Genomic DNA, 22,599 nt, shown 5'->3' with positions numbered 1-22,599 from the left:
ATTGGGAGCATGGCCGGTGTGACCCGAATGACCGATGACTCCCTTTCACCCGCCGCCCGGCTCACCTCCCTTGCCGACCGCGTGCGCGACCGGTCCCCGGCCCTGGCGGGCTGTCTGCTCGGCGGGGCGGTCGCCGCCGGCCTGGGCCTGGGCGCGTACGCGGTGGTGGTCATGGCGCTGTGGATCGGTTCGCCCTACCCGGACAGCGGGCCCGGCGGCGCCACGGGGACCGCCGCCGGCCTCTGGCTGCTCGGCCACGGCGTCGGCCTCACCCGCACCGACACGCTCACCGGGACCCCCGCCCCGCTCGGCCTCACCCCCCTGCTGCTCGCCGCCCTCCCCTTCTGGCTGGTCCGCCGCGCCGCCCGGGAGGCCGCCGAGCCCGAGACCCCGGAGGCGCCCGAGATCCCCGGCCGCACCGTCGTCTGGGGCGTCACCACCGGTTACGCCGCCGTCGGCGCCCTCGTCGCCCTCCACGCCACCGGCGGCGAACTGCGTCCCGCCCTGCGCGAGGCCGCCTGGCACCTGCCGCTGCTGGCGCTCGTCGCCGCCCTCGCGGGCCTGCGTTCGGTACGCGGCAGGAGTGCCGACGCGCCGTCACCCGTGGGCGCGGACGGGCGGTTCGGGGGAGTCCGCGCCGCCTTCGGCGGGCGGCGTGGTGCCGCCGCCTGCCGGGCGGGCCTCGCCGCCGCCCTCGTTCTCGCGGGCGGCGGCGCCGTCCTCGTCGGCGCCTCACTCGTCCTGGGCTGGGAACCCGCCCGCGCCTCGTACCTGATGCTCACCGACGTCTGGTCGGGGCGGCTCGCCGTCCTCCTGCTCGCCCTGGCCCTGCTGCCCAACGCCGTGATCTGGGGCGCCGCCTACGCGCTCGGCGCCGGGTTCCAGGTCGGCGCCGGCACCCTCGTGACGCCGCTCGCCGCCACCTCGGGGCCGGACCTGCCCCCGTTCCCGCTGCTCGCCGCGCTCCCGACCGACGGGCCCGGTACGCCGCTGACCTGCGCGGTCGCCGCGATTCCGGTGGCCGCCGGGGTGACCGCCGGCTGGTTCACCGGACGGGCCGCCATCCCGGCCGCGCGCCCCGACGCACCGGACGGGGCCGCGCGTCCCGCCGAGGAGGCTCCCTGGTCGGCCTCGGCCACCGCCGGGGCGGCCGCGCTGGCCGCCCTGGTCGCCGGTCTGGTCTGCGCGGTGGCGGCCCGGGCGGCGGGTGGCCCGCTCGGGGTGGCCCGCCTCGCGGAGCTGGGCCCGGTCTGGTGGGCGGCGGGCGGGGCCGCGGGTGCCTGGACCCTGCTGCTCGGCGTGCCCACCGCCCTGGCCGTGCGCGCCTGGCGCCGGCGGGCCCGCCGGCCCCGCGACCCCGAGGCCGAGAACGGCCGGTGGGCCGGGGCCCGTCTCCTCGGCATCGCCATGACCGGGACGGGGCCGGCCGTCCCCGGCGCCGCCGCGCCCGACGGGGAGGCGATGCCGACGGGCGACGCGGGCAAGGGCCAGGCGGGCAAGGGCGAAGCGGGCAAGGGCGAAGCGGGCAGGGGCGACGAGGACACGGCGCCGGACGAGGACGCGGAACGCGTCGACCCGCCCGACTGGTGGGAGCGGGTCTCGCGCCCCGACCCGGTGGCCGCGCTCGGCGGCTCACCCCTCGGCGCCCCGCACGACCTGTACGACCAGCTCCCCGCCCACAGGCCGCAGGAGTGGCGGGCGCGGCCCGCCGGACCGCAGGCCCCGCCGGGAGAGGGGCCGCCGGGCGGGGAGTGAGGCGGCGGGGCCGCGACGGCAGAGCGCCTCCCACCGCACCCTCGGGGTGCCGGCGGGAGGCGCTCGGTGTCCGGACGGGCGGGCCGCCGCCCCGCCCGGGACCTCAGCCCTCGGTGTCGTTGTCGACGCCCAGCAGGGGTCGCAGGTCCTTCGGGAGGTGCTTCTCGCAGGTGTCGCGGGTGGCGTTGGTCAGCGCGTCGTCCATGCAGGTGTAGTAGTCGCTGTAGACGAGCCGGGCGCTGAACATCGCGGCCACCAGGGCGAGCCCCAGCCCGGCCGTGACCAGGCCGCTGACGGCGGCCGTGGTCTGCTGGCGGGTGCCCGCCTCGGTGGCGGCCGGGGCGCTCCCGCCCGGCGCGCGCTCGGCACCGGCGGTGGCGTCGGCGGGCCTGGACCGCATCTTCAGGGAGGTGACGCCCCAGTAGACGGAGAGCGCGCCGAGCAGCAGGGCGACCGAGGGCCAGTTGAACAGGGCGAAGAAGAACGACCACATGCCCGACAACAGGGCGTACCGGGCGCGGCGCTGACCGGGGTCGCGCGGGTCCCAGCGCGGACCGGGCGGACGGCCCTCGCCGTTGTCGTCACGGGAGCCGGGGCCGGAGCCGAAGGGGTTGGGGGAGCGGCCGGGCTGGCGGTCGCTCCACCGGCCGCCCCCGCGTCCCTGCCCGGAGTCGTCGCCGGAGCCCCCGGCGGGCGTCCGGGGGCGCCACGGCTGGTCCGGCTGCCCCTCGGGCGGCGGCGCGAACGGGTTCGCGGACTTCTCGGACCCGGAGCCGGACTCGCGCCCGGACTCCCCGGAACCGGACTTCGGCCGTCGGTCCCCGGCCCCGCCCTCCGGGCCGGCCGGGTTCTTCCGCTCCTTCTCCGTGCTGCCCCGGCCGCCTCCCGACGACGAGGAGTCGCTCCCCCTGACCGCCACCACGCCCCGCGCGTCCGGGGCCGTCGCGGTGGCGCCCGGCAGGGCGAGGCCCCCGAAGCCGGGGGCGGCGGTGGGCAGGGGGAGGCGGATGCTCGCGGCGGAGCGTCGGTCCGGCATCAGGTGCGTGTCTTCCCTCGGTGGTCCGGCCGACGGCCCGGCCGGGGCGTCGGCCGGGTGGCGTCGGCCGTGCGCGGATGTGCGGTGGCGGCCGTGGTCGCCGGTGGTGGTCCGGTGCGGCGGTGCGGATGGTGCTGCCGGGACGGGCCCGAGGGCCCGGACGGGCCCCTCCCAGACGCTACCGCCCCCTCGGGCCCCCGTCCCGTGGGGGCCGGTGAGTGTGCCGGTATCGTTGCTGACGGTCGGGAGCTTCGTAGAGTTCCCCGTATCGCGGAGAGCGCGACCTTTGTACGACCGCACAAAGGCGTACGACCGGACAAGGCAGCGCCTCCCGCACCGCCCGTACGGGCGTGCCCGCACGTCCGGCGTCACCGTAGAAAGGCCCCCGCCGTGGCCTCGCCGCTTCCCAGCGCCGCGTCTTCACGCCCGAAGCGCCTCGTCGTCCTCGTCTCCGGCTCCGGGACCAACCTGCAAGCCCTGCTCGACGCCATCGCCGGCCAGGGGGCCGAGCGGTACGGCGCCGAGGTGGTCGCCGTCGGCGCCGACCGGGGCGGGATCGCCGGGCTGCGACGGGCCGAGGGCGCCGGCATCCCCTCGTTCGTGTGCCGGGTCAAGGACCACCCCGACCGGGCCGCCTGGGACCGGGCACTGACCGAGGCGGTTGCCGCGTACGAGCCGGACCTCGTCGTCTCGGCCGGGTTCATGAAGATCCTGGGCAAGGAGTTCCTCGCCCGCTTCGGCGGCCGGGTGGTCAACACCCACCCCGCGCTGCTCCCCAGTTTTCCCGGGGCCCACGGCGTACGCGACGCGCTCGCGTACGGCGTCAAGGTCACCGGCTGCACCGTTCATCTCGTCGACGACGGCGTCGACACCGGCCCGATCATCGCCCAGGGCGTGGTCGAGGTCGTCGAGGAGGACTCGGTGGAGGGCGAAGCCGCCCTCCACGAACGCATCAAGGACGTCGAGCGCACGCTGCTCGTCGAGGTCGTGGGGCGTCTGGCCCGCGACGGCCACCGCATTGAGGGACGAAAGGTTCTTATTCCGTGACCGCCGAAGGTACGAAGCGGCCCATCCGCCGCGCGCTGGTCAGCGTCTACGACAAGACGGGCCTGGAGGAGCTGGCCCGCGGGCTGCACGAGGCGGGCGTCGAGCTGGTCTCCACCGGGTCCACCGCCGGGCGGATCGCCGCCGCCGGTGTCCCCGTCACCAAGGTCGAGGAGCTGACCGGCTTCCCCGAGTGCCTGGACGGCCGGGTCAAGACGCTCCACCCCCGCGTGCACGCCGGCGTCCTCGCCGACCTGCGCCTGGAGAGCCACCGCGAGCAGCTCGCCGAGCTGGGCGTCGAGCCGTTCGAGCTGGTGATCGTCAACCTCTACCCGTTCCGGGAGACCGTCGCCTCCGGCGCCACCCCCGACGAGTGCGTCGAGCAGATCGACATCGGCGGCCCCTCGATGGTCCGCGCCGCCGCCAAGAACCACCCGTCCGTGGCGGTCGTCACCGACCCCGGCCAGTACGGCGCCGTCCTGGAAGCCGCCCGCGACGGCGGTTTCGAGCTGGCCGCCCGCAAGCGGCTCGCCGCCAAGGCGTTCCAGCACACCGCCGCCTACGACGTGGCGGTCGCCTCCTGGTTCGCCGGCGCCTACGCGGCCGCCGACGACAGCGGCTTCCCCGACTTCCTCGGCTCCGCGCTGACCCGCTCCACCGTGCTGCGCTACGGCGAGAACCCGCACCAGCCCGCGGCGCTCTACACCACCGGCGAGGGCGGCCTCGCCGAGGCCGAGCAGCTCCACGGCAAGGAGATGTCGTACAACAACTACACGGACACCGACGCCGCGCGCCGGGCCGCCTACGACCACCAGGACCCGTGCGTCGCGATCATCAAGCACGCCAACCCCTGCGGTGTCGCCGTCGCCGGTGACGTCGCCGAGGCCCACCGCAAGGCGCACGCCTGCGACCCGCTCTCCGCCTTCGGCGGCGTCATCGCGGTCAACCGGCCCGTCACCCGGGAGCTGGCCGAGCAGGTCGCGGAGATCTTCACCGAGGTCATCGTCGCCCCGGACTACGAGGACGGCGCCCTGGAGGCGCTGACCCGCAAGAAGAACATCCGGGTGCTGCGCTGCCCCGAGGCTCCCGCCGCCACCGTCGAGACCAAGCAGATCGACGGCGGCGCCCTCCTCCAGGCCACCGACCGCCTCCAGGCCGGCGGTGACGACCCGGCCAACTGGACGCTCGCCACCGGCGACGCGCTCGGCGAGGGCGAACTCGCCGAACTGGCCTTCGCCTGGCGGGCCTGCCGCGCCGTCAAGTCCAACGCCATCCTGCTCGCCAAGGACGGCGCCTCGGTCGGCGTCGGCATGGGCCAGGTCAACCGCGTCGACTCCGCCAAGCTCGCCGTCGAGCGGGCCGGGGCCGAGCGCGCCCGGGGGGCCTTCGCCGCCTCCGACGCCTTCTTCCCCTTCCCCGACGGGCTGGAGATCCTGCTGGAGGCGGGTGTCCGTGCCGTCGTCCAGCCCGGCGGCTCGGTCCGCGACGAGCAGGTCGTCGAGGCCGCGAAGAAGGCCGGCGTCACCATGTACTTCACCGGGACCCGCCACTTCTTCCACTGACCCGGTACGCGCGTACGGGCGAGGGCCGCGTCCCCGAGCGGGGGGCGCGGCCCTCGGCCGTACGCGCGTCCTCGCGCGGATCAGTAGCGCGGGCGGTTGAACCAGGCGCGGCCGTCCTCGGTGACCATGGCGGCGATCCATATACCGCTGATGGCGACCCACAGGACGTAGAAGAGGATCGTGCCGGCCGCTCCCTGACCCAGGCCGCCGAGGAGCCCGAGCAGGCCGATCAGGCCGCCGATGGCGCCGTAGACGATCGTGGTGATCCTGACGCCCTGGGCGCCGTTGGAGAACTTGACGCCCAGCATGATCGAGAGGACCGCCAGAGCGAGGCAGACGAGGGCGAACACGACGAGGACACCCGCCGCGGCGGTGCCGAGGTCGCCGACCGAGCCGAACGGGTTGTCGTCCCCGAGGTCCGCGCCGGAGTCCTCCGCCACACTGCTCGCGTCCTTGATGAAGGCGCCGCCGAAGGCCAGCAGCAGACCGCCGATGACCTGAACGGCGCCCACGATGAAGAGCAGCACCCGAGCGGTCTGGAGCAGCCCCGGCATCTCGGTCGGGAAACCGCCCCCGGGGCCGCCCGGGTACGCCGGCTGCTGCGGGTAGCCGTAGCCGGGCTGGCCAGGCTGGCCGCCCTGCGGGTAGCCGTAGCCCGGCTGGCCCTGGGGCGTGCCGTAGCCGCCCGGCTGGCCCTGCGGGGGCGGGCCGTAGGGATTGTTGGGATCGCCGAAACTCATGGCGGGATTCCTCCGTTGAAGCGCGGGGACGCGCGGCCCGCGCAGGAGGTGGCGATGAACGACGTAAGCGGCGCTTCCCCCCGGCACTGCCCGCGGCACTGTCTGCGCATCATCGTTCTCAATACCCTGGTGTCTTGTCCAGTCGCCGACGGCGGATGTTGTGCAAGTGCAACCTCCGTGATCATTCGGTCGGAGTGGGGCGAAGTTGGCTGAAAAGGGCTGCTCGGCGCGGCCGTTCACGGAACCTCCCCGGTGCTGCCCCGCCCCGGATTGGCGGCCGGGGCCGCGCATCCGCGAGGATGGGGGTATGAGCGCCCAGATTCTCGACGGCAAGGCCACCGCGGCCGCGATCAAGTCCGAGTTGGCCCAGCGTGTGGCCGCTCTCCGGGACCGGGGCGTGCTGCCCGGCCTCGGTACCGTCCTGGTCGGCGAGGACCCGGGCAGCCAGAAGTACGTCGCGGGCAAGCACCGCGACTGCGCCCAGGTGGGCATCGCCTCCATCCAGCGCGAACTGCCCGCCACCGCGACCCAGGAGGAGATCGAGGCGGTCGTCCGGGAACTCAACGAGGACCCGGCCTGCACCGGTTACATCGTGCAGCTGCCGCTCCCCAGGGGCATCGACGAGAACCGCATCCTCGAACTGATGGACCCGGCCAAGGACGCCGACGGCCTCCACCCGACCAACCTCGGCCGCCTCGTCCTCAACGAGCCCGCACCGCTGCCCTGCACCCCCTTCGGCATCGTCACGCTGCTGCGCCACTTCGGCGTCGAGATCAACGGTGCCGAGGTCGTCGTCGTCGGCCGCGGGGTCACCATCGGCCGCCCCATGCCGCTGCTGCTCACCCGCCGCTCCGAGAACGCCACGGTCACCCAGTGCCACACCGGCACCCGCGACCTCGCCGCCCACCTGCGGCGCGCGGACATCGTCGTGGCCGCCGCCGGAGTCCCGCACCTGGTCAAGCCCGAGGACGTGAAGCCGGGCGCGGCCGTCCTGGACGTCGGCGTCAGCCGTGACGAGAACGGCAAGATCGTCGGCGACGTCCACCCGGGCGTCGCCGAGGTGGCCGGCTGGATCTCCCCCAACCCCGGCGGCGTCGGCCCGATGACCCGCGCCCAGCTCCTCGTCAACGTCGTCGAGGCGGCCGAGCGCCAGGCCGCCTCCGCCGCCTGATCCCCCGAGGAGGCCGCCACCGATGAGCGCCGACGTACCCGACGCACCCGACGAAGAGCCCGCCGCCGAGCCGGCTCCCGAGGCCGGGGTGAAGACCGGGCCCGACCCCGGGAAGGGCGGGGCCAGCCGTGCTGGGGCGGGGGTGCGCACCGGGGTGGCGAAGCTGGGCTGGACCCGGCGGGAGCCCGGGTCGCGCCGCTTCCCGCGGATCACCCGCTCCATCGCCCGGCCCGAGGGCGGGGGGCGGGCCGCCGCCGGGGACGCGCCCGCGCCCGCCCGGCAGTGGCCGATGCTGCTGGTGCTCTCCCTGGTGGGGCTGGGGCTGGTCCTCACCGCCTTCGACGTGACGCGGGTCGGGACCCTGCTCATCGGGGTGGCGCTGCTCGTGGGTGCGGGACTGCGGTGGGGGGTGGCGTCCGTGGGGATGCTCGCTGTCCGCTCGCGGTTCACGGACCTGGCGGCGTACTCCGTGCTGGGGGCGGCGATCGTGGTGCTCGCCCTGATGCAGCAGCCCAGCCCCTGGCTGGAGTTGCCGTTCCTCGACCGGACCTTGCACTTCACGGTGGACTAGGTGTATTGCCCTGTGAGGTTGGGGACGCGGCTGGCGGGTGGTTGCCCTTTCAGCGCGGTGTGTCCGCGGTGGTGATTGTAGGTGTGCAGCCATTGCGGGAACGCTTGGCGGCGCTCGGCTTCTGACCGGTAGGGGCGTGCGTAGGCCCACTCGTCCAGCAGGGTGCGGTTGAAGCGTTCGACCTTGCCGTTCGTCTGGGGCCGGTAGGGCCGGGTCCGCTTGTGGGCGATCCCGGTCGCTGCCAGGGCATCGCGCCAGTCGCGTGAGCGGTAGCAGGAGCCGTTGTCGGTCAGTACCCGTTCGACGGAGATCCCGGCCTGGGTGAAGAAGGTGTGGGCCCGCTGCCAGAAGGCGGTGGCGGTCTCCTTCTTCTCGTCCGCGTGGATCTCGCTGTAGGCGAGGCGGGAGTGGTCGTCGACGGCGGTGTGCAGGTAGCTGTAGCCGAGGTTGGGACGGCCGTGGACGGCGCGGGGCCGGGCGGGGTCGCGGTGCGCGGAGCTGTTGCGGCCGCCCTGAGCCCTGCCATGGACCTTGTGTCCGCCGCCGTCGGGGATGTTGCCCAGTTTCTTGATGTCGACGTGGACGAGTTCGCCGGGCCTGGCGCGTTCGTAGCGGCGCACCACGCGGCCGGTGGTCCGGTCGAGATGCGACAGGCGGGCCAGGCGGTAGCGGGTGAGCACGCGGTGCACGGTCGAGGGCACCAGGTGCAGGAAGTGCGCGATGCGGGCCGGTCCCCACCGGCGCAGCAGACGGACCTTGATGATCCGCCGCTCGGTACGGGTGGGAGTGCGGCCCGGGCTCGTGCGTGGGCGGCTGGAGCGGTCGGCCATGCCGGCTTCCCCCAGGCGGCGGTAGCGGTCGGCCCACCGCTGGGCGGTGGTGGGCGAGACCTGGAAGCGTTCGGCGGCCCGGCGCAGGGGCCAGCCGTCCTCGACCACGCAACGGGCCAGGCGCAGCCGTCCGGTCTCGGTCAGGGGTGCATTACGGTGGGGCACGAGGGCCTTTCTGGTTGGTGTAGACGTCGCAATCCACACCGAACCGGAAGGCCCTCACCCGTTCAAGATCCCTCGGCCGAGACCTGTCTCACCGTTCACAACCTCCCCGGACAGAACAACTAGGCCGCGGATGCCGGCCGGGCCGGGTCGGGTCGGACGCCGCCGGGCTCGTCGGACGCCGCGCCGGCTCGGTGCCGCCTCGCACGTGGGCGGGCTGGGCCCCGCCTGCCGGGCGGTTCCATCAAGCCCGGCCCGCGTCTGAGACGCCCCCCGCGTACCGGTGCGGGCGCGCCGGGGAGAGCCGGGGCGGACGGACGGACGACCCCGGCCGGCGCTTGAGGCCGGCCATCCACCGGGGGAGCGCAGGGCCCCCGTCCGCGCCGGACGCGCGCCGTACACGCGCCGCAGGCGACGCGTGCCCCGCCCGTCCCGTACATCCCTTGCACCCCAGGCTCTCCGGATCGGGTGATTCCGTCCGGTATGCCGCACTCTCGCGGAGTTTCTCCGCAATGCTTCGCCCGGAAGGCGACCGCCGGTGAGGGGCGTCGGCGGGCGGAGCGGGTGACAGGGGCGGCACACATGGCACGTTGGGCGGAACTGCCCGCTGGGCTCGACCGGCGTGAGCGGCAGCTCGTCGTACAACTGCGGAGGCTGAAGGACCACAGCGGACTCAGCCTGGCCGCGCTGGGCGCGCGTACCGGGTACAGCCGGTCGTCGTGGGACCGGTACCTCGGCGGGCGCGCCCCCGTCCCGCGCGCCGCCGTCATCGGGCTCGCGGAGGTTTGCGGGGTCGACCCGACGCGGCTGCTCGCCCTGCACGAGGTGGCGACCGAGCACCGGGCCGCCGACGGGCACAGCACCGGTACCGCCCAGCCGGGCGCCGACTCCGGCCCCGCCGGCCGCTCCTCGGCGGGGGAGCACCCCGAGCCGCCGGGACTGCCGGGCGGGCGGCGGCGCACGGTGGTGGCCGCCGCGCTCCTCGTGGGGGCGCTGGCGCTGGGCTTCGCGGCGGGGCTGACCACCGGGCTGGTCTCCGGCCCGGGGACGCGGGTCGCGGCCGGGCCCGGAGGCGTGGAGGGCCCCGACCTGGTGCGGCCGGACGGGGCGCGCTGGCGGCGCGGTACGGAGCACCCCTGCGAGGTGCGCCGCGCCGGCGGCCTGCTGCACGCGGGCCACAGCCGGGAACGCGCCGCCTACCTCGACATCAACAGCGCCGGCTGGCACGTCGTCGAGGCGCAGTGCCTGTTGCGCCACCACGGGTTCGACCCCGGCAGTTCCGACGGCCTGTACAGGCCGGCCGTCCAGGCGGCGGTCCGGCGCCTCCAGGCCGACCGGCGTATCCCGGTGGACGGCGTCGTGGGCCCGGACACCTGGGGTGAGCTGCGCCGATGACCGGTGACGTGATGCCCGCGGAGTGCCGCCGCGTCCTGGACGAACTGCGGTCCCTGCGTGAGCGGTCCGGCCGCAGCCTGGCCGGGCTCGCCGCCGCCACCGCGTACAGCAAGTCGTCCTGGGGCCGGTACCTCTCGGGCGCCCAGCCCGTGCCGCGGGCCGCCGTGGTGGCGCTCTGCCAGGTGGCCGGTGAGCCGCCCGCGCGGGTGCTGGCGCTGTGGGAACTGGCCGACGCCGAGTGGAGCGGGCGCGGGGCGTGCACGGCCGCCGGGCCGCCGGAGCCTTCCGGGCCGACGGCCGGTGCGGTGGCCGGGCCGGTGGCCGGGCCGGGGCCCCGCCGGCGCCGGGTGTGGCCGCTGCTCGTGGCGGGTGCGGTGCTGGCGGTCGCCGTCGGAGCGGGTGCCGGGGTCAGAGTGCTCGCCGAACGCGCCCCGCACGCCGCCGCGTCCGAGCCCGGGGTGGGCCCGTGGGAGCGGGCGCCGCTCGTGCACGGCTGCACCGGGCCGGAGTGCGAGGGGCGGGCACCCGGCGTGATGGGCTGCGACCGGGCCGACGCGGTGGAGACCCTCGCCGAGCACCGCACCCCGGAGGGGCGGCGCGTCCAGGTGCGGTACGGGCGGCACTGCCGGGCCCTGTGGGCGCGGGCCAGCGGGCTGCGGGCGGGGGACCGGTTCGTGCTGCGGCTGCCCGGGGCGCCCGCGCGGACGGCGGGGCCGGTGGACGAGGCGGCGGCCGCGGGGTACCTGGCCACACTCATGACCGCTCTGCCCGAGCAGGGCGCGCCGGCCGGTGCGCGGGCCTGTCTGCTGCCGGTGCACGGCGGCGAGGAGTGCGCCTACGTGCGCTGATCCGCGCGGGGCCGAAGGCCGCCGGCCGGGCGGAGGAGGGGAAGGCGCCCGTCCTCTCCCCCGTCGGAGGGCGGGCGCCCGGGTACAGAGTGGGCGAACGCCATGAGCACCTCAAGGTCAGCGCGGGTGCTGTCACACGGAAGTGACCGTTCCGGGGCGGTGTTCCCAACGCGTAACGGCGTCCGTCCCGAGAGGCGGCCCACCGGTGGGAGACTGGGCCCGTCCCGCGCGGGCACGCCTCGCCGGGGCGTGCGGTGTGCGCGGCGGATGCATCCGTGCACCCGTGCGCCCCGTGACCGGGAACTGGCATCCTTGCCGGACGCATCCTCGGGGTAGGTCGCCCCGCGGCCGCACGACCGGCGGCCGCGGCTTCCGGAGGGACCCGGTCCGCCGGGGGCGTGGGGAAATAGGGTGGAGCGGGCGGCACCGGGGGAGGCCGCGCGCAGCACGGGGAGCAGCAGCAGGGCAGGTACGGGGGGAATGGGGGGCACGTCATGGCTCGATGGAAACCACTGCCGGAGGAACTCGATCCGCAGGTCCGTGAGTTCGCGGGGCAGCTGCGCCGGCTGGTCGACCGCAGCGGGCTGAGCATCGCGGCGGTCTCGGACCGCACCGGTTACAGCAAGACGTCCTGGGAGCGTTATCTCAACGGGCGGCTGCTCGCGCCCAAACGGGCGATCATCGCCCTGGCCGAGGCGACCGGCACCAACCCGGTGCACCTCACCACCATGTGGGAGCTGGCGGAACGCGCCTGGAGCCGCTCCGAGATGCGCCACGACATGACCATGGAGGCCATCCGCATCACCCAGGCCCGAGCCGCCCTGGGCGACTTCACGCCGCCGCAGGGCATCGACCTCGGACACCGGGCCCCCAAGACCGGGTCGCGGGCCAAGGCGGACGGCGCGGACGGCCGCGGCTTCCGCGGTGGTGCGGCGGCGGGTGTCCGCGAGGCCCCGCCGACACCCTCCGTGCCCCGCCGGCCGGGCCCGCCCGGCGTCCCGGTCCCGCCCGGGCCCCCGCCCGGCGGCACGTCCGGCGGCACTTCGGGAGGCACCTCGGGCGGCACCTCGGGCGGCAAGGGCAAGGGCACACGCCTGCCGCTGATCCTCACCGGCGCCGTCGCCGCGCTCGCCCTGGTCGCGGGCGGCTTCTTCCTCCTGCGCCCCGCCGGCGAGCCCGCCCCGCAACCGACCGCCAAGCCCTCCAAGACGGCCAAGGCGCTTCCCGCGGGCGTCAAGTGCGCGGGGGCCGACTGCACCGGGGAGGACCCGGAGGAGATGGGCTGCGCGGGCGAGCAGGCGGTCACCAGTGCCACGGCCACCGTCGGCACCACGGTGGTCGAGATCCGCTACAGCAAGACCTGCGAGGCCGCCTGGGCCCGCATCACCCAGGCCGCGGAGGGCGACGAGATAGCCGTCGACGTCGGCACCGAGGCCCAGGAGAGCGCCAAGGTCGCCACCACCTTCGACGCCTACACCGCGATGCTCGCCGTCGAGGACCCGGCCGACGCGAAGGCCTGCGCCACCCTGGTCACCGGAACCACGGGGTGCACGGCCCCGACTCCGTGACGGCGGCCGGGGCGCGGTCCCGGGCGCAGGCGTGCCGGGGCCCCGCCCCCGCCGGAGCCCCGCCCGGGTGACCCGGCCCCGTGCCCGACGGAACGTCACCAGCCGTACGCCCGTGCCACCGAGGGGCAGCCTCCGGCCGCCGCCCGCCAGGGGATGGCGAGGCGCGCGGCGGTGCACGCCCGGCAAGGGGCGGCCCCGGGCACACGGGCCCGGGAGACTCCGACGAGCACCCCCGCGCGCACGTGAGACCCGCCACAGCACCCGCACCTGGCGCCGCCCGGGGAGCGCGATAGCCTGACCACCGGAACTCTCTTGATACCAAGAGATCGATCATCCAGCGCCGCGCGACCCGGGTGCCGGATGACCGGCCCGGGCCCGGCCCGGTGGGTCCACCGCACCTGGGGTACGCCCCACCGCCCGCTGTCTAACGGAGATCGCCATGACCCGCACTCCCGTGAATGTCACCGTCACCGGCGCGGCCGGCCAGATCGGCTACGCGCTGCTGTTCCGCATCGCCTCCGGCCACCTGCTCGGCGCGGACGTGCCGGTCCGGCTCCGCCTCCTGGAGATCCCGCAGGGCCTCAAGGCCGCTGAGGGCACCGCCATGGAGCTCGACGACTGCGCCTTCCCGCTGCTCCAGGGCATCGAGATCACCGACGACCCGAACGCCGGCTTCGACGGCGCCAACGTCGCGCTGCTGGTCGGTGCCCGCCCCCGCACCAAGGGCATGGAGCGCGGTGACCTGCTGGAGGCCAACGGCGGCATCTTCAAGCCCCAGGGCAAGGCCATCAACGACCACGCCGCGGACGACATCAAGGTCCTGGTCGTCGGCAACCCGGCCAACACCAACGCCCTGATCGCCCAGGCCGCCGCCCCGGACGTACCGGCCGAGCGCTTCACCGCGATGACCCGCCTGGACCACAACCGCGCCCTGTCGCAGCTGGCCAAGAAGACCGGCGCGCAGGTCTCGGACATCAAGAAGCTGACGATCTGGGGCAACCACTCGGCGACCCAGTACCCGGACATCTTCCACGCGGAGATCGCCGGCAAGAACGCCGCCGAGGTCGTCAGCGACGAGCAGTGGCTGGCCGACGACTTCATCCCGACCGTCGCCAAGCGCGGCGCGGCCATCATCGAGGCGCGCGGCGCCTCCTCGGCCGCCTCCGCCGCCAACGCCGCCATCGACCACGTCCACGACTGGGTCAACGGCACCGCCGAGGGCGACTGGACCTCCATGGGCATCCCGTCGGACGGTTCCTACGGCGTCCCCGAGGGCCTCATCTCCTCGTTCCCGGTCACCACCGAGAACGGCACCTACAAGATCGTCCAGGGCCTGGAGATCAACGACTTCTCCCGCGCCCGCATCGACGCCTCGGTGCAGGAGCTGGCCGAGGAGCGCGACGCCGTCCGCGCCCTGGGCCTCATCTGAGCCACCCCGCCCGGCGGCCGGCCGGCCGCAGTCTCCCGTGACCGCGCGAGCGCACCGACCACGCGGTCACGGTGACCCAGAAGCAGCCCTCGACCGCCCGTGACCCGGGTGGGCGGGGGCTGCTTCGCGTGGACGACGGGTACGCGGGCCCTGGCTCCGGCCAGTCTCAGAGCGGACCGAGACGGTCGCGCAAGGTCGTCAGGTCCAGCGTGTCCTGCTCGTCCGGGGCCTCGGCGCGCACCGGAGCGCCGTAACCGGTCACGGTGACCGTCTCCTCCTTGGCGTCCGAGGTGCGGGTCGCCTGGACCAGGTGCGTCGGGCCCTCGGAGGCCACGTAGAGGGTGACGCGTTCGCCGCCCTCCTGGCGCAGCAGCGGGACCACCGGGGTGGCCGCGGCCGTGGTCGCGGCGCCCTTGGCCATGCGGGCGCCCTCGTCGGGGGTGGCCTCGCCGATCAGGTCCTCCTTGAGGGAGTCCAGGTCGCAGGCCTCGGTGACGGCGGCGAGGACGCCGTCCCGCGTGGTGCCGTGGACGTAGCGGCCGTGCAGGGTGTCGGCGGCGGCGCGTCCCTGCCCGCCGGGGAGCTGTGCCTCCCAGAAGGCGCGGTCGGGCCTCACCCACACCTCCTCGCCGCGTTTGACCAGCTCGACGGCGCCCCGCCCGCGGGTCAGGGTCACGGTGCCCGCGCACCGGCCCTCCTCGTCCATGGCGAGGTCGGCGGCGGCCGGGTCCTCCAGGGCGCTCGTGCCGCCGTCGAACTGCTCCTGGTCCAGCGTGACGTGGAGCGAGGCCGCACCACGCAACGCGGTACGGGCACGCTCGGCGATCTCCTCGGCGCTCAGCCCGTTCAGGCCGTCCTCGGCGGCGGACGCCGCGCCGGGCGCCGCCAGCGCCACGGCCGCCGCGAGCAGGGTGGACGCCGCCGCTGCGGCCGCCGCCCGGATGGGATGGGGCATGGGGTCACCTCCGCCGGTGGTGCGGCTCCTCCCAGCGTACGAGCGGGGGAGCGGGGGCGCAGATCGGCGGCGGCCGGCACCCGTCCCCCGGCGGCCACGGCGGCCTCGTGGCGCCGGAGCCGGCCGTGCCACAGGTGCGGCGGAGCGGTCCACGCCCGGCGCGCGGCCGGCTCGCGGCCGGGCCCTGCGGGCGCCGGCACCGCCGCTCACCGGCAGCACGTGATGACCGAGGCCGGGCGGAACAGCAGCGGGCACAGCCGGAGGTACCCCGGCCGGTCCCCTCGAGACGCCGACGACAGTCTCAGGTCTTGCTCAACTGAGGTGTAGATCCGGCCGCCTCAGGTAGGTGACCACCATGTGGGGAACACCTAGGAACCAGACCGGGCCGCGATTCGTCCAGGACTCCGACGAGGTCGTCGCCGCCCTGGAGCGAGCCTTCGCCGACGCCGACGAGGCGGAGCGCCCCGGCCTGGAACGCGCGCTCGCCGTGGCCCGTGGCGCCCGCCTCAGCGAGCACGACCTGCGCGCGCGCTGGCTCGCCCAGCGCCTGGCCGCCGTCGGCTTCACCGGCGACCGCGACTCCGTAGCCGCCGTACGGGCCCTGCGCAAGGCCGAACCCGCTCTCTCCCTCGTCGAGGCCGTGGCCCTCCTCCGCCCCCGGAAAACCCCGTAACCCACGGACGAGCCACCTCCCGGGGTACACGCCCCGCAGCCGGGCGGGACCGGAGGGGAGCCCCGCTCGGCCCCAGCGCCGCCCGGCCGCCGGTCACCGAGGGTCTCGAACGCCGCCACGGGCGGACGGCGCGGGCCGGAATCCCGGCGCGCCCCGCGACCCCCGGCCCCGCCGGTGTGCGCGGTCCTTAGTGGCCGGCGGACCGACCGGCCCGGGGCCCGCGACAGCCCGGCCGCCGCTTGAGGCCGTCAGCGCCGGCGCCGGCCGACCGGCCGGAGGCCGTCGCCCGACCCCAGGCCGAAGACGGGCCGGCCGCCCTTGGCCCGACTCCGACGACGCGGGCCCAAGCGCCCGACCGCCACGGACCGCCGCCACCCCATGACCAGCAGTAAGGCCCCGTTTGCCCGGTTAAGGCGCCGTATGCCGTGCGGCGTCGGTGAGTCACCCCACGATGCCCCGCGAACCGGCATGGATGGCAGGCCCATGGGCAGGTGCATCGCGCTGCCGTGCAGGTGGACGGCGGCGCACCCCTTGGATCGAAAGGCAAACACGACGTGTCGGCAGAACAGACCATTTACGTGGACGGGACGTGGCGGGCGGCCGCGTCGGGGGCCGTCCGGGAGATCATCGACCCGTCGGACGCCACACCGTTCGCGGTGGTCGCCGAGGGCGGCACCGAGGACGCGGACGCCGCCGTCGCGGCCGCCCGCCGCGCCTTCGACGAGGGCCCCTGGCCGCGCACCCCGGTCGCCGAGCGGGCCGCCCTGCTGCGCCGTGTCGCCGACCTGCTGGTCCGCGACCGCGAGGAGATCGGCCTGCTGGAGAGCCGGGACGCGGGTAAGACCCTGGAAGAGGGCCGGGTCGACGTCGACTGCGTCGCCGACGCCTTCCGCTACTTCGCCGACCTGGTCGTCGGTGAGGGGGCGGGCCGTGTGGTCGACGCGGGGACCGACGAGGTGCACAGCGTCGTCGTGCACGAGCCGGTCGGCGTCTGCGGTCTCATCACCCCGTGGAACTACCCGCTGCTCCAAGCAAGTTGGAAGGTGGCCCCGGCGCTCGCCGCGGGCAACACCTTCGTCCTCAAGCCCAGTGAGATCACCCCGCTGAGCACCGTCGCCCTGATCCGGCTGCTCGCCGAGGCGGGCCTGCCCGCGGGCGTCGCCAACCTGGTGACCGGCCCGGGCCACACCGTCGGCGCCCGCTTCGGCACCCACGACGACGTGGACCTGGTCTCCTTCACCGGCGGCCTGGTCAGCGGCACCAAGGTGGCCCAGGCCGCCGCCGCCTCCGTCAAGAAGGTCGCGCTGGAACTGGGCGGCAAGAACCCGAACGTGGTCTTCGCCGACGCCTGCGCCACCGAGGACGGCTTCGACACGGCGGTCGACCAGGCCCTGAACGCCGCCTTCATCCACAGCGGCCAGGTCTGCTCGGCCGGGTCGCGGCTGATCGTCGAGGAGTCGGTGCGGACACGCTTCGTCGACGAACTGACCCGCCGCGCCCGGCGGATCCGCCTTGGCCGGGGCACCGAGGAGGGCGTCGAGTGCGGCCCCCTCGTCTCCCAGGCCCAGCTGGAGAAGACCCAGGAGTACGTGGCCTCCGCGCTCCAGGAGGGCGCCGTGCTGCGCACCGGAGGCAAGCAGCCCGAGCCCAGCGAGGTCCGCCCGGCCACCGGCTACTTCTACGAGCCGACCGTCCTCGACGGCTGCCACCGCGAGATGCGGGTGGTCCGCGAGGAGGTCTTCGGACCGGTCCTCACCGTGGAGACCTTCACCACCGAGGACGAGGCCGTCGCACTCGCCAACGACACCGAGTACGGCCTGGCCGGAGCCGTCTGGACCACCGACGCCGGCCGTGCCCGCCGCGTCGCCGCCCGGCTGCGCCACGGCACCGTCTGGATCAACGACTTCCACCCCTACCTGCCGCAGGCCGAATGGGGCGGCTTCGGCAAGTCCGGCACCGGCCGCGAACTGGGCCCCGCCGGACTCGCCGAGTACCGCGAGACCAAGCACGTCTACCAGAACCTCGCGCCCAGGCCGGTGCGCTGGTTCGCCGGCTGACACCCGGCCCGGACGCCGTCCGGGCCGCCGGGCGCCCCACCCCCCACGGGCACCCGCCCACCCCCACACGCAGAGCCACCCCGCAAGTCCCGCAGCACGCAGGCGTTCCGCACCAGGCGGCGACGCCCCACCACGCGCAGCACCTTGCAGGTCAAGGAGGAGCAACATGCCCACGTACGACTACGTCGTCATCGGCGGCGGCACCGCGGGATCGGTGATCGCCTCACGGCTGACCGAGAACCCGGACACCACCGTCGCGATCATCGAGGGCGGCCCCTCGGACGTCGACCGGCCGGACGTCCTCACCCTGCGCCGCTGGATGGGACTGCTCGGCGGCGACCTCGACTACGACTACCCCACCACCGAGCAGCCACGCGGCAACAGCCACATCCGGCACAGCCGCGCCAGGGTGCTCGGCGGCTGCTCCTCCCACAACACCCTCATCGCCTTCAAGCCGCTCCCCTCCGACTGGGACGAGTGGGAGACGGCGGGCGCCGAGGGCTGGGGTGCCGTGCAGATGGAGGCGTACTACGCGCGGCTGAAGAACAACATCGTGCCGGTCGACGAGAAGGACCGGAACGCCATCGCGCGGGACTTCGTCGACGCCGCGCGGGGCGCGCTCGGCGTGCCGCACGTCGACGGGTTCAACAGGAAGCCGTTCAGCGAGGGCGTCGGCTTCTTCGACCTGGCCTACCACCCGGAGGACAACAAGCGCTCCTCCGCCTCGGTGGCCTACCTCCACCCGTACCTGGACCGGCCCAACCTCGACATCATGCTGGAGACCTGGGCGTACCGGCTCGCCTTCGACGGTGACCGGGCCACCGGTGTGCACGTGCGCACCAAGGACGGCGAGGAGATCCTGGTCGAGGCCGGCCGCGAGGTGCTGCTGTGCGCCGGTGCCGTGGACTCGCCGCGGCTGCTGCTGCACTCGGGTGTCGGCCCCCGCGCCGACCTGGAGAAGCTCGGCATCGAGGTCCGCCACGACCTGCCGGGCGTCGGGGAGAACCTGCTCGACCACCCGGAGTCGGTCATCGTCTGGGAGACCGACGGACCCATACCCGAGAACTCGGCGATGGACAGCGACGCCGGGCTCTTCGTCCGCCGCGACCCCAAGGGACGCGGCCCGGACCTGATGTTCCACTTCTACCAGATCCCCTTCACCGACAACCCCGAGCGCCTGGGCTACGAACGCCCCGAGCACGGCGTGTCGATGACCCCGAACATCCCCAAGCCGCACAGCCGCGGCCGCCTCTACCTGACCAGTGCCGACCCCGAGGTCAAGCCGGCCCTCGACTTCCGGTACTTCACCGACGAGGACGACTACGACGCCCAGACCCTGGTCGACGGCATCAAGATCGCCCGGCGCATCGCCCGCACCGAACCGCTGGCCGGGTGGCTCAAGCGCGAGGTCGCCCCCGGCCCCCAGGTCGTCGACGACGAGGCGCTCAGCGAGTACGCCCGCAAGGTCGCGCACACCGTCTACCACCCCGCCGGGACCTGCCGGATGGGCGCCGAGGACGACGAACTCGCCGTGGTCACCCCGGAGCTGAAGATCCGCGGCCTGCACAACATCCGCGTCGCCGACGCCTCCGTCTTCCCGACGATGCCGGCGGTCAACCCGATGATCGGAGTCCTCATGGTCGGGGAGAAGTGCGCCGAGATGCTGGGCGGTGACGCCCGATGAGTGACGCCACCACCGCCAGTAGTACGCCGCCGGGGCAGGACGCCCGCGCGGACCAGGACGCCCCCGTCTTCTCCGTGCAGAACCTCTGGAAGGTCTTCGGCCCGAAGGCCGAGCGGGTCCCCGCCGACCCGGCGCTCGCCGCCCTCGACCCCGTCGAGCTGCGCGCCGCCACCGGCTGCACCGCCGCCGTCCGCGACGTCAGCTTCGACGTCCGCCAGGGCGAGGTCTTCGTCGTCATGGGCCTCTCCGGCTCCGGCAAGTCCACCCTGGTCCGCTGCCTGACCCGGCTCATCGAACCCACCGCCGGCAGACTCGCCATGGACGGCGAGGACGTGCGTGCCATGGACAAGAACCGGCTGCGCCAACTGCGCCGCCGCCGCGCCGCGATGGTCTTCCAGCACTTCGGCCTGCTGCCCCACCGAACCGTCCTCGACAACGTCGCCTACGGCCTGGAGATCCAGGGCGTCCCGCGCGCCGAACGCCGCGCCAAGGCCGCCGAGACCGCCGCCCTCGTCGGCCTCGAAGGACTGGAGAACCGCCGCCCCGGCCAGCTCTCGGGCGGCCAGCAGCAGCGCGTCGGCCTCGCCCGCGCCCTCGCCGTCGACCCCGAGGTCCTCCTCTTCGACGAGCCGTTCAGCGCGCTCGACCCGCTGATCCGGCGCGACATGCAGGAGGAGGTCAAGCGGCTCCACCAGGACGAGGGCCGCACCATGGTCTTCATCACCCACGACCTCTCCGAGGCGCTGCGCCTGGGCGACCGCATCGCGCTGATGCGTGACGGCCGCGTCGTCCAGCTCGGCACCCCCGAGGAGATCGTCGGCTCCCCCGCCGACGACTACGTCCGCGACTTCGTCCGCGACGTGCCGCGCGAGCAGGTCCTGACCGTGCGCACCGCGATGCGCCCCGCCACCGGCGACGAGGCCGAGCAGGGCCCCGCCCTCGCCCCCGGCGCCACCGTCTCCCAGGCGATCGAGGCCGTCGCCCGCACCGGTGAGACCGCCCGCGTCGTGGACGGCGGCCGGTGCCTCGGCGTCGTCGACCACCACCGCCTCCTCGGCGTGGTGGCGGGCGCCGGCCCGGACCCCGCCGGACCGCTCGCGAAGGCGGGGGAGGCGGTTCTCTGATGGCCGTCACCACCGCCCCGGCCGCGGGCACCGACGCCCCGCCGGGCAGTACCGGCGCCGGGCCGCTCGGCCTGGCCCGCCGCCACCCGGCGCTCACCAAGCTGCTGGCCCTCGCCGTCCTCGCCGCCGTCCTGGTGCCGCTCGCCCACGCCCGCTGGGCGTCGGGGAGCTGGCCCGAGGCGCTCACCGTCGACGTCTCCGGGCCGCTCGGCTCCGCCAGCGACTGGATCATCGACAACCGCGACAGCCACCCGCTGTTCCTCTACTTCTTCGGCCACGTCTCCGGCGCCGTCGTCCTGTGCGTACGCGCCGTCTACCTGGTGCTGCTCGCGGGCGGCTGGGCCGGGGTCACCGTGGCCGCCGGGCTGATCGCCTGGCGCGTCGCCGGGGTGCGCCTCGCCGCCGGCACCGCCGTCGCCTTCCTGCTCTGCGGTGCGCTGGGCATGTGGGTGCCGACCATGCAGACGCTCGCCCTGATGATCGTCGCGGTGCTCGCCTCGGTGATCCTCGGCGCCCTGCTCGGTCTCGCCGCCGGTCTCTCCGACCGGGTCTTCCGGCTGCTGCGGCCGGTCCTCGACACCATGCAGGTCCTCCCGGCCTTCGCCTACCTGCTCCCGGTCGTCCTGGTCTTCGGCATCGGCGTGCCCGCCGCCGTCCTCGCCACCGTGGTCTACGCCGCGCCGCCGATGGCCCGGCTCACCGCGCTCGGCCTGCGCGGCGCCGACGCCGGCGTCATGGAGGCCGTCACCTCGCTCGGCACCACCGCCCGGCAGCGGCTGTTCACCGCCCGCCTGCCGCTGGCCCGCAAGGAGCTGCTGCTCGGCGTCAACCAGACGATCATGCTGGCCCTGTCCATGGCGGTGATCGCCTCCGTGATCGGCGCGGGCGGTCTCGGCGACCGGGTCTACCAGGCGCTCGCCTCCGTCGACGTCGGCGCCGCGCTCGCCGCGGGCATCCCCATCGTGCTGCTCGCCGTCGTCCTGGACCGCACCACCGCCGCCGCGGGCCGCCGCATCGGCGCCGGGGAAGCCCCCACGGGCGGCCTGAATCCGGCCGCGGGCTGGGCCGTGGCCGGCGTCGTCACCCTCGCGGTGGCACTCGGCGCCCGGTTCGCCTCCGCCCTGGAATGGCCCACCGCCTGGACGTACGGCATCGCCGAACCGGTCAACAGGGCCGTCGACTGGATGACCGACCACCTCTACTCCGGGGTGCCCTTCATCGGCGGCACCGCCGACTGGGCCGGACACTTCACCACCTGGGTCCTGGACCCGGTCCGCGACGGCCTCCAGTGGCTGCCCTGGTGGGGCCTGCTGCTGATCGTCGCCGCCCTCGCCTGGCTCATCGGCACCTGGCGCACCGCGCTCACCGCGACCCTCGCCATGGCGGCGATCGGTGTCCTCGGCGTCTGGACGCCCTCGCTCGATACCCTCTCCCAGGTGCTGGCCGCCGTCGCCGTCACCCTCGTGCTCGGCTTCGCCACCGGCATCGCCGCCGCCCGCTCCTCCCGCGTGGAGGCCGCGCTCCGGCCCGTCCTGGACGTCTTCCAGACCATGCCGCAGTTCGTCTACCTGATCCCGGTCGTCGCCCTCTTCGGCGTCGGCCGCGCCCCGGCCGTCGCCGCCGCCGTGGTCTACGCGCTGCCCGCCGTCGTCCGCATCACCACACAGGGTCTGCGCGGCGTCGACGCCGGAGCGCTGGAGTCGGCCCGTTCGCTCGGCGCCACCAGCGGTCAGCAGATCCGCCAGGTCCAGTTGCCGCTGGCCCGCTCCTCGCTGCTGCTCGCCGTCAACCAGGGCGTCGTCCTGGTCCTCGCCGTCGTCATCATCGGCGGCCTGGTCGGCGGTGGCGCGCTCGGCTACGACGTGGTGTTCGGCCTCGCCCAGGGCGACCTCGCCGTCGGCCTCGTCGCCGGCGCCGCGATCGTCTGCCTGGGCCTGACGCTCGACCGCGTCACCCAGCCCACCGAACGCCGCACCTCGACGAAGGGGGCCTGAC

At 75.0% G+C, this 22,599-nt stretch carries 18 protein-coding genes; 14 read left to right on the top strand and 4 right to left on the bottom strand.

Features of this window, described 5'->3' with window-relative positions; all coding sequences use genetic code 11:
* Nucleotides 1–9 precede the first annotated feature (9 nt).
* Nucleotides 10–1,755: a cell division protein PerM gene (locus Sdia_RS01545; RefSeq protein ID WP_229830991.1), complete on the top strand. Its 1,746-nt coding sequence runs from the start codon at nucleotides 10–12 to the stop codon at nucleotides 1,753–1,755.
* A gap of 103 nt (nucleotides 1,756–1,858) precedes the next feature.
* Here Sdia_RS01545 and Sdia_RS01540 read toward each other — a convergent pair whose 3' ends face one another.
* Nucleotides 1,859–2,791: a hypothetical protein gene (locus Sdia_RS01540; RefSeq protein ID WP_115069764.1), complete on the bottom strand. Its 933-nt coding sequence runs from the start codon at nucleotides 2,789–2,791 to the stop codon at nucleotides 1,859–1,861.
* A 390-nt stretch (nucleotides 2,792–3,181) separates the two neighbouring features.
* On the opposite strand from Sdia_RS01540, the gene purN reads away from it, so the two are divergent.
* Nucleotides 3,182–3,838, top strand: a complete 657-nt coding sequence (gene purN, locus Sdia_RS01535; protein ID WP_100452410.1) for a phosphoribosylglycinamide formyltransferase — start codon at nucleotides 3,182–3,184, stop codon at nucleotides 3,836–3,838.
* Complete coding sequence (purH, locus tag Sdia_RS01530; RefSeq protein ID WP_100452411.1) at nucleotides 3,835–5,397, top strand: bifunctional phosphoribosylaminoimidazolecarboxamide formyltransferase/IMP cyclohydrolase; 1,563 nt, start codon at nucleotides 3,835–3,837, stop codon at nucleotides 5,395–5,397. The genes purN and purH overlap by 4 nt, the downstream gene beginning before the upstream one ends.
* 80 nt (nucleotides 5,398–5,477) lie before the next feature.
* On the opposite strand, the gene Sdia_RS01525 is transcribed toward purH, so the two are convergent.
* Nucleotides 5,478–6,137, bottom strand: coding sequence for a hypothetical protein (locus tag Sdia_RS01525; RefSeq protein ID WP_100452412.1), 660 nt, complete (start codon nucleotides 6,135–6,137; stop codon nucleotides 5,478–5,480).
* Between the two features lie 307 nt (nucleotides 6,138–6,444).
* On the opposite strand from Sdia_RS01525, the gene Sdia_RS01520 reads away from it, so the two are divergent.
* Nucleotides 6,445–7,308 (top strand): bifunctional methylenetetrahydrofolate dehydrogenase/methenyltetrahydrofolate cyclohydrolase, encoded by an 864-nt coding sequence (locus tag Sdia_RS01520; RefSeq protein ID WP_115069766.1) that lies wholly within the window; start codon nucleotides 6,445–6,447, stop codon nucleotides 7,306–7,308.
* Between the two features lie 22 nt (nucleotides 7,309–7,330).
* Nucleotides 7,331–7,879 (top strand): DUF3017 domain-containing protein, encoded by a 549-nt coding sequence (locus Sdia_RS01515; protein WP_189500136.1) that lies wholly within the window; start codon nucleotides 7,331–7,333, stop codon nucleotides 7,877–7,879.
* Here the strand turns inward: Sdia_RS01515 and Sdia_RS01510 are convergent.
* Nucleotides 7,876–8,874: an IS481 family transposase gene (locus tag Sdia_RS01510; RefSeq protein WP_191835331.1), complete on the bottom strand. Its 999-nt coding sequence runs from the start codon at nucleotides 8,872–8,874 to the stop codon at nucleotides 7,876–7,878. The two genes, Sdia_RS01515 and Sdia_RS01510, sit on opposite strands and share 4 nt — an antisense overlap.
* Nucleotides 8,875–9,453: 579 nt before the next feature.
* Here Sdia_RS01510 and Sdia_RS01505 point away from each other — a divergent pair.
* The 4 genes from Sdia_RS01505 to Sdia_RS01490 all read left to right on the top strand — a co-directional run bounded on the left by Sdia_RS01505 (nucleotide 9,454) and on the right by Sdia_RS01490 (nucleotide 14,111).
* A complete protein-coding gene (locus Sdia_RS01505) occupies nucleotides 9,454–10,266 on the top strand; it encodes a helix-turn-helix domain-containing protein (RefSeq protein ID WP_189500464.1) in 813 nt (270 codons plus the stop codon).
* The gene (locus Sdia_RS01500) at nucleotides 10,263–11,114 is read left to right on the top strand and encodes a helix-turn-helix domain-containing protein (protein WP_100452416.1); all 852 of its coding nucleotides are present in this window, start codon (nucleotides 10,263–10,265) and stop codon (nucleotides 11,112–11,114) included. The genes Sdia_RS01505 and Sdia_RS01500 overlap by 4 nt, the downstream gene beginning before the upstream one ends.
* A 494-nt stretch (nucleotides 11,115–11,608) precedes the next feature.
* Nucleotides 11,609–12,682, top strand: coding sequence for a helix-turn-helix domain-containing protein (locus Sdia_RS01495; RefSeq protein ID WP_100452417.1), 1,074 nt, complete (start codon nucleotides 11,609–11,611; stop codon nucleotides 12,680–12,682).
* Between the two features lie 439 nt (nucleotides 12,683–13,121).
* Nucleotides 13,122–14,111 carry a malate dehydrogenase gene (locus Sdia_RS01490; RefSeq protein ID WP_100452418.1) on the top strand — a complete coding sequence of 330 codons (990 nt, stop codon included), beginning with the start codon at nucleotides 13,122–13,124 and terminating at the stop codon, nucleotides 14,109–14,111.
* A 166-nt stretch (nucleotides 14,112–14,277) separates the two neighbouring features.
* Here Sdia_RS01490 and Sdia_RS01485 read toward each other — a convergent pair whose 3' ends face one another.
* Entirely contained in the window at nucleotides 14,278–15,066 is a 789-nt protein-coding gene (locus tag Sdia_RS01485; protein ID WP_189399918.1) for a hypothetical protein, read from the bottom strand.
* A gap of 355 nt (nucleotides 15,067–15,421) precedes the next feature.
* Between Sdia_RS01485 and Sdia_RS01480 the strand changes: the two genes are divergently transcribed.
* The 5 genes from Sdia_RS01480 (at nucleotide 15,422) to Sdia_RS01460 (ending at nucleotide 22,598) form a co-directional block, all read left to right on the top strand.
* Nucleotides 15,422–15,739 carry a hypothetical protein gene (locus tag Sdia_RS01480; RefSeq protein WP_100452420.1) on the top strand — a complete coding sequence of 106 codons (318 nt, stop codon included), beginning with the start codon at nucleotides 15,422–15,424 and terminating at the stop codon, nucleotides 15,737–15,739.
* 554 nt (nucleotides 15,740–16,293) lie between these two features.
* Complete coding sequence (locus Sdia_RS01475) at nucleotides 16,294–17,796, top strand: aldehyde dehydrogenase family protein (RefSeq protein WP_124287241.1); 1,503 nt, start codon at nucleotides 16,294–16,296, stop codon at nucleotides 17,794–17,796.
* A 166-nt stretch (nucleotides 17,797–17,962) separates the two neighbouring features.
* Nucleotides 17,963–19,480, top strand: a complete 1,518-nt coding sequence (locus tag Sdia_RS01470) for a GMC family oxidoreductase (RefSeq protein WP_100452422.1) — start codon at nucleotides 17,963–17,965, stop codon at nucleotides 19,478–19,480.
* Nucleotides 19,477–20,604 carry a quaternary amine ABC transporter ATP-binding protein gene (locus tag Sdia_RS01465; protein ID WP_100452423.1) on the top strand — a complete coding sequence of 376 codons (1,128 nt, stop codon included), beginning with the start codon at nucleotides 19,477–19,479 and terminating at the stop codon, nucleotides 20,602–20,604. The genes Sdia_RS01470 and Sdia_RS01465 overlap by 4 nt, the downstream gene beginning before the upstream one ends.
* Nucleotides 20,604–22,598 (top strand): ABC transporter permease, encoded by a 1,995-nt coding sequence (locus tag Sdia_RS01460; RefSeq protein WP_115069771.1) that lies wholly within the window; start codon nucleotides 20,604–20,606, stop codon nucleotides 22,596–22,598. Before Sdia_RS01465 ends, Sdia_RS01460 begins: the two co-directional genes overlap by 1 nt.
* Nucleotide 22,599: the final 1 nt, after the last annotated feature.

The organism is Streptomyces diastaticus subsp. diastaticus (genome assembly GCF_011170125.1).
In the GTDB taxonomy this organism is placed as follows: domain Bacteria; phylum Actinomycetota; class Actinomycetes; order Streptomycetales; family Streptomycetaceae; genus Streptomyces; species Streptomyces diastaticus.
Note: the sequence above shows the minus strand (reverse complement) of the source record. Positions and strands in the feature narration are given on the sequence as shown.

What these genes read in the sequence shown, in the direction of transcription:
- Sdia_RS01465 (WP_100452423.1), top strand. Translation starts at nt 19,477, where the DNA reads ATGAGTGACGCCACCACCGCCAGTAGTACGCCGCCGGGGCAGGACGCC.
- Sdia_RS01490 (WP_100452418.1), top strand. Translation starts at nt 13,122, where the DNA reads ATGACCCGCACTCCCGTGAATGTCACCGTCACCGGCGCGGCCGGCCAG.
- Sdia_RS01480 (WP_100452420.1), top strand. Translation starts at nt 15,422, where the DNA reads ATGTGGGGAACACCTAGGAACCAGACCGGGCCGCGATTCGTCCAGGAC.
- Sdia_RS01545 (WP_229830991.1), top strand. Translation starts at nt 10, where the DNA reads ATGGCCGGTGTGACCCGAATGACCGATGACTCCCTTTCACCCGCCGCC.
- Sdia_RS01460 (WP_115069771.1), top strand. Translation starts at nt 20,604, where the DNA reads ATGGCCGTCACCACCGCCCCGGCCGCGGGCACCGACGCCCCGCCGGGC.
- Sdia_RS01500 (WP_100452416.1), top strand. Translation starts at nt 10,263, where the DNA reads ATGACCGGTGACGTGATGCCCGCGGAGTGCCGCCGCGTCCTGGACGAA.
- Sdia_RS01525 (WP_100452412.1), bottom strand. Translation starts at nt 6,137, where the DNA reads ATGAGTTTCGGCGATCCCAACAATCCCTACGGCCCGCCCCCGCAGGGC.
- Sdia_RS01470 (WP_100452422.1), top strand. Translation starts at nt 17,963, where the DNA reads ATGCCCACGTACGACTACGTCGTCATCGGCGGCGGCACCGCGGGATCG.
- Sdia_RS01505 (WP_189500464.1), top strand. Translation starts at nt 9,454, where the DNA reads ATGGCACGTTGGGCGGAACTGCCCGCTGGGCTCGACCGGCGTGAGCGG.
- Sdia_RS01520 (WP_115069766.1), top strand. Translation starts at nt 6,445, where the DNA reads ATGAGCGCCCAGATTCTCGACGGCAAGGCCACCGCGGCCGCGATCAAG.
- Sdia_RS01485 (WP_189399918.1), bottom strand. Translation starts at nt 15,066, where the DNA reads ATGCCCCATCCCATCCGGGCGGCGGCCGCAGCGGCGGCGTCCACCCTG.
- Sdia_RS01540 (WP_115069764.1), bottom strand. Translation starts at nt 2,791, where the DNA reads ATGCCGGACCGACGCTCCGCCGCGAGCATCCGCCTCCCCCTGCCCACC.
- Sdia_RS01495 (WP_100452417.1), top strand. Translation starts at nt 11,609, where the DNA reads ATGGCTCGATGGAAACCACTGCCGGAGGAACTCGATCCGCAGGTCCGT.
- Sdia_RS01515 (WP_189500136.1), top strand. Translation starts at nt 7,331, where the DNA reads ATGAGCGCCGACGTACCCGACGCACCCGACGAAGAGCCCGCCGCCGAG.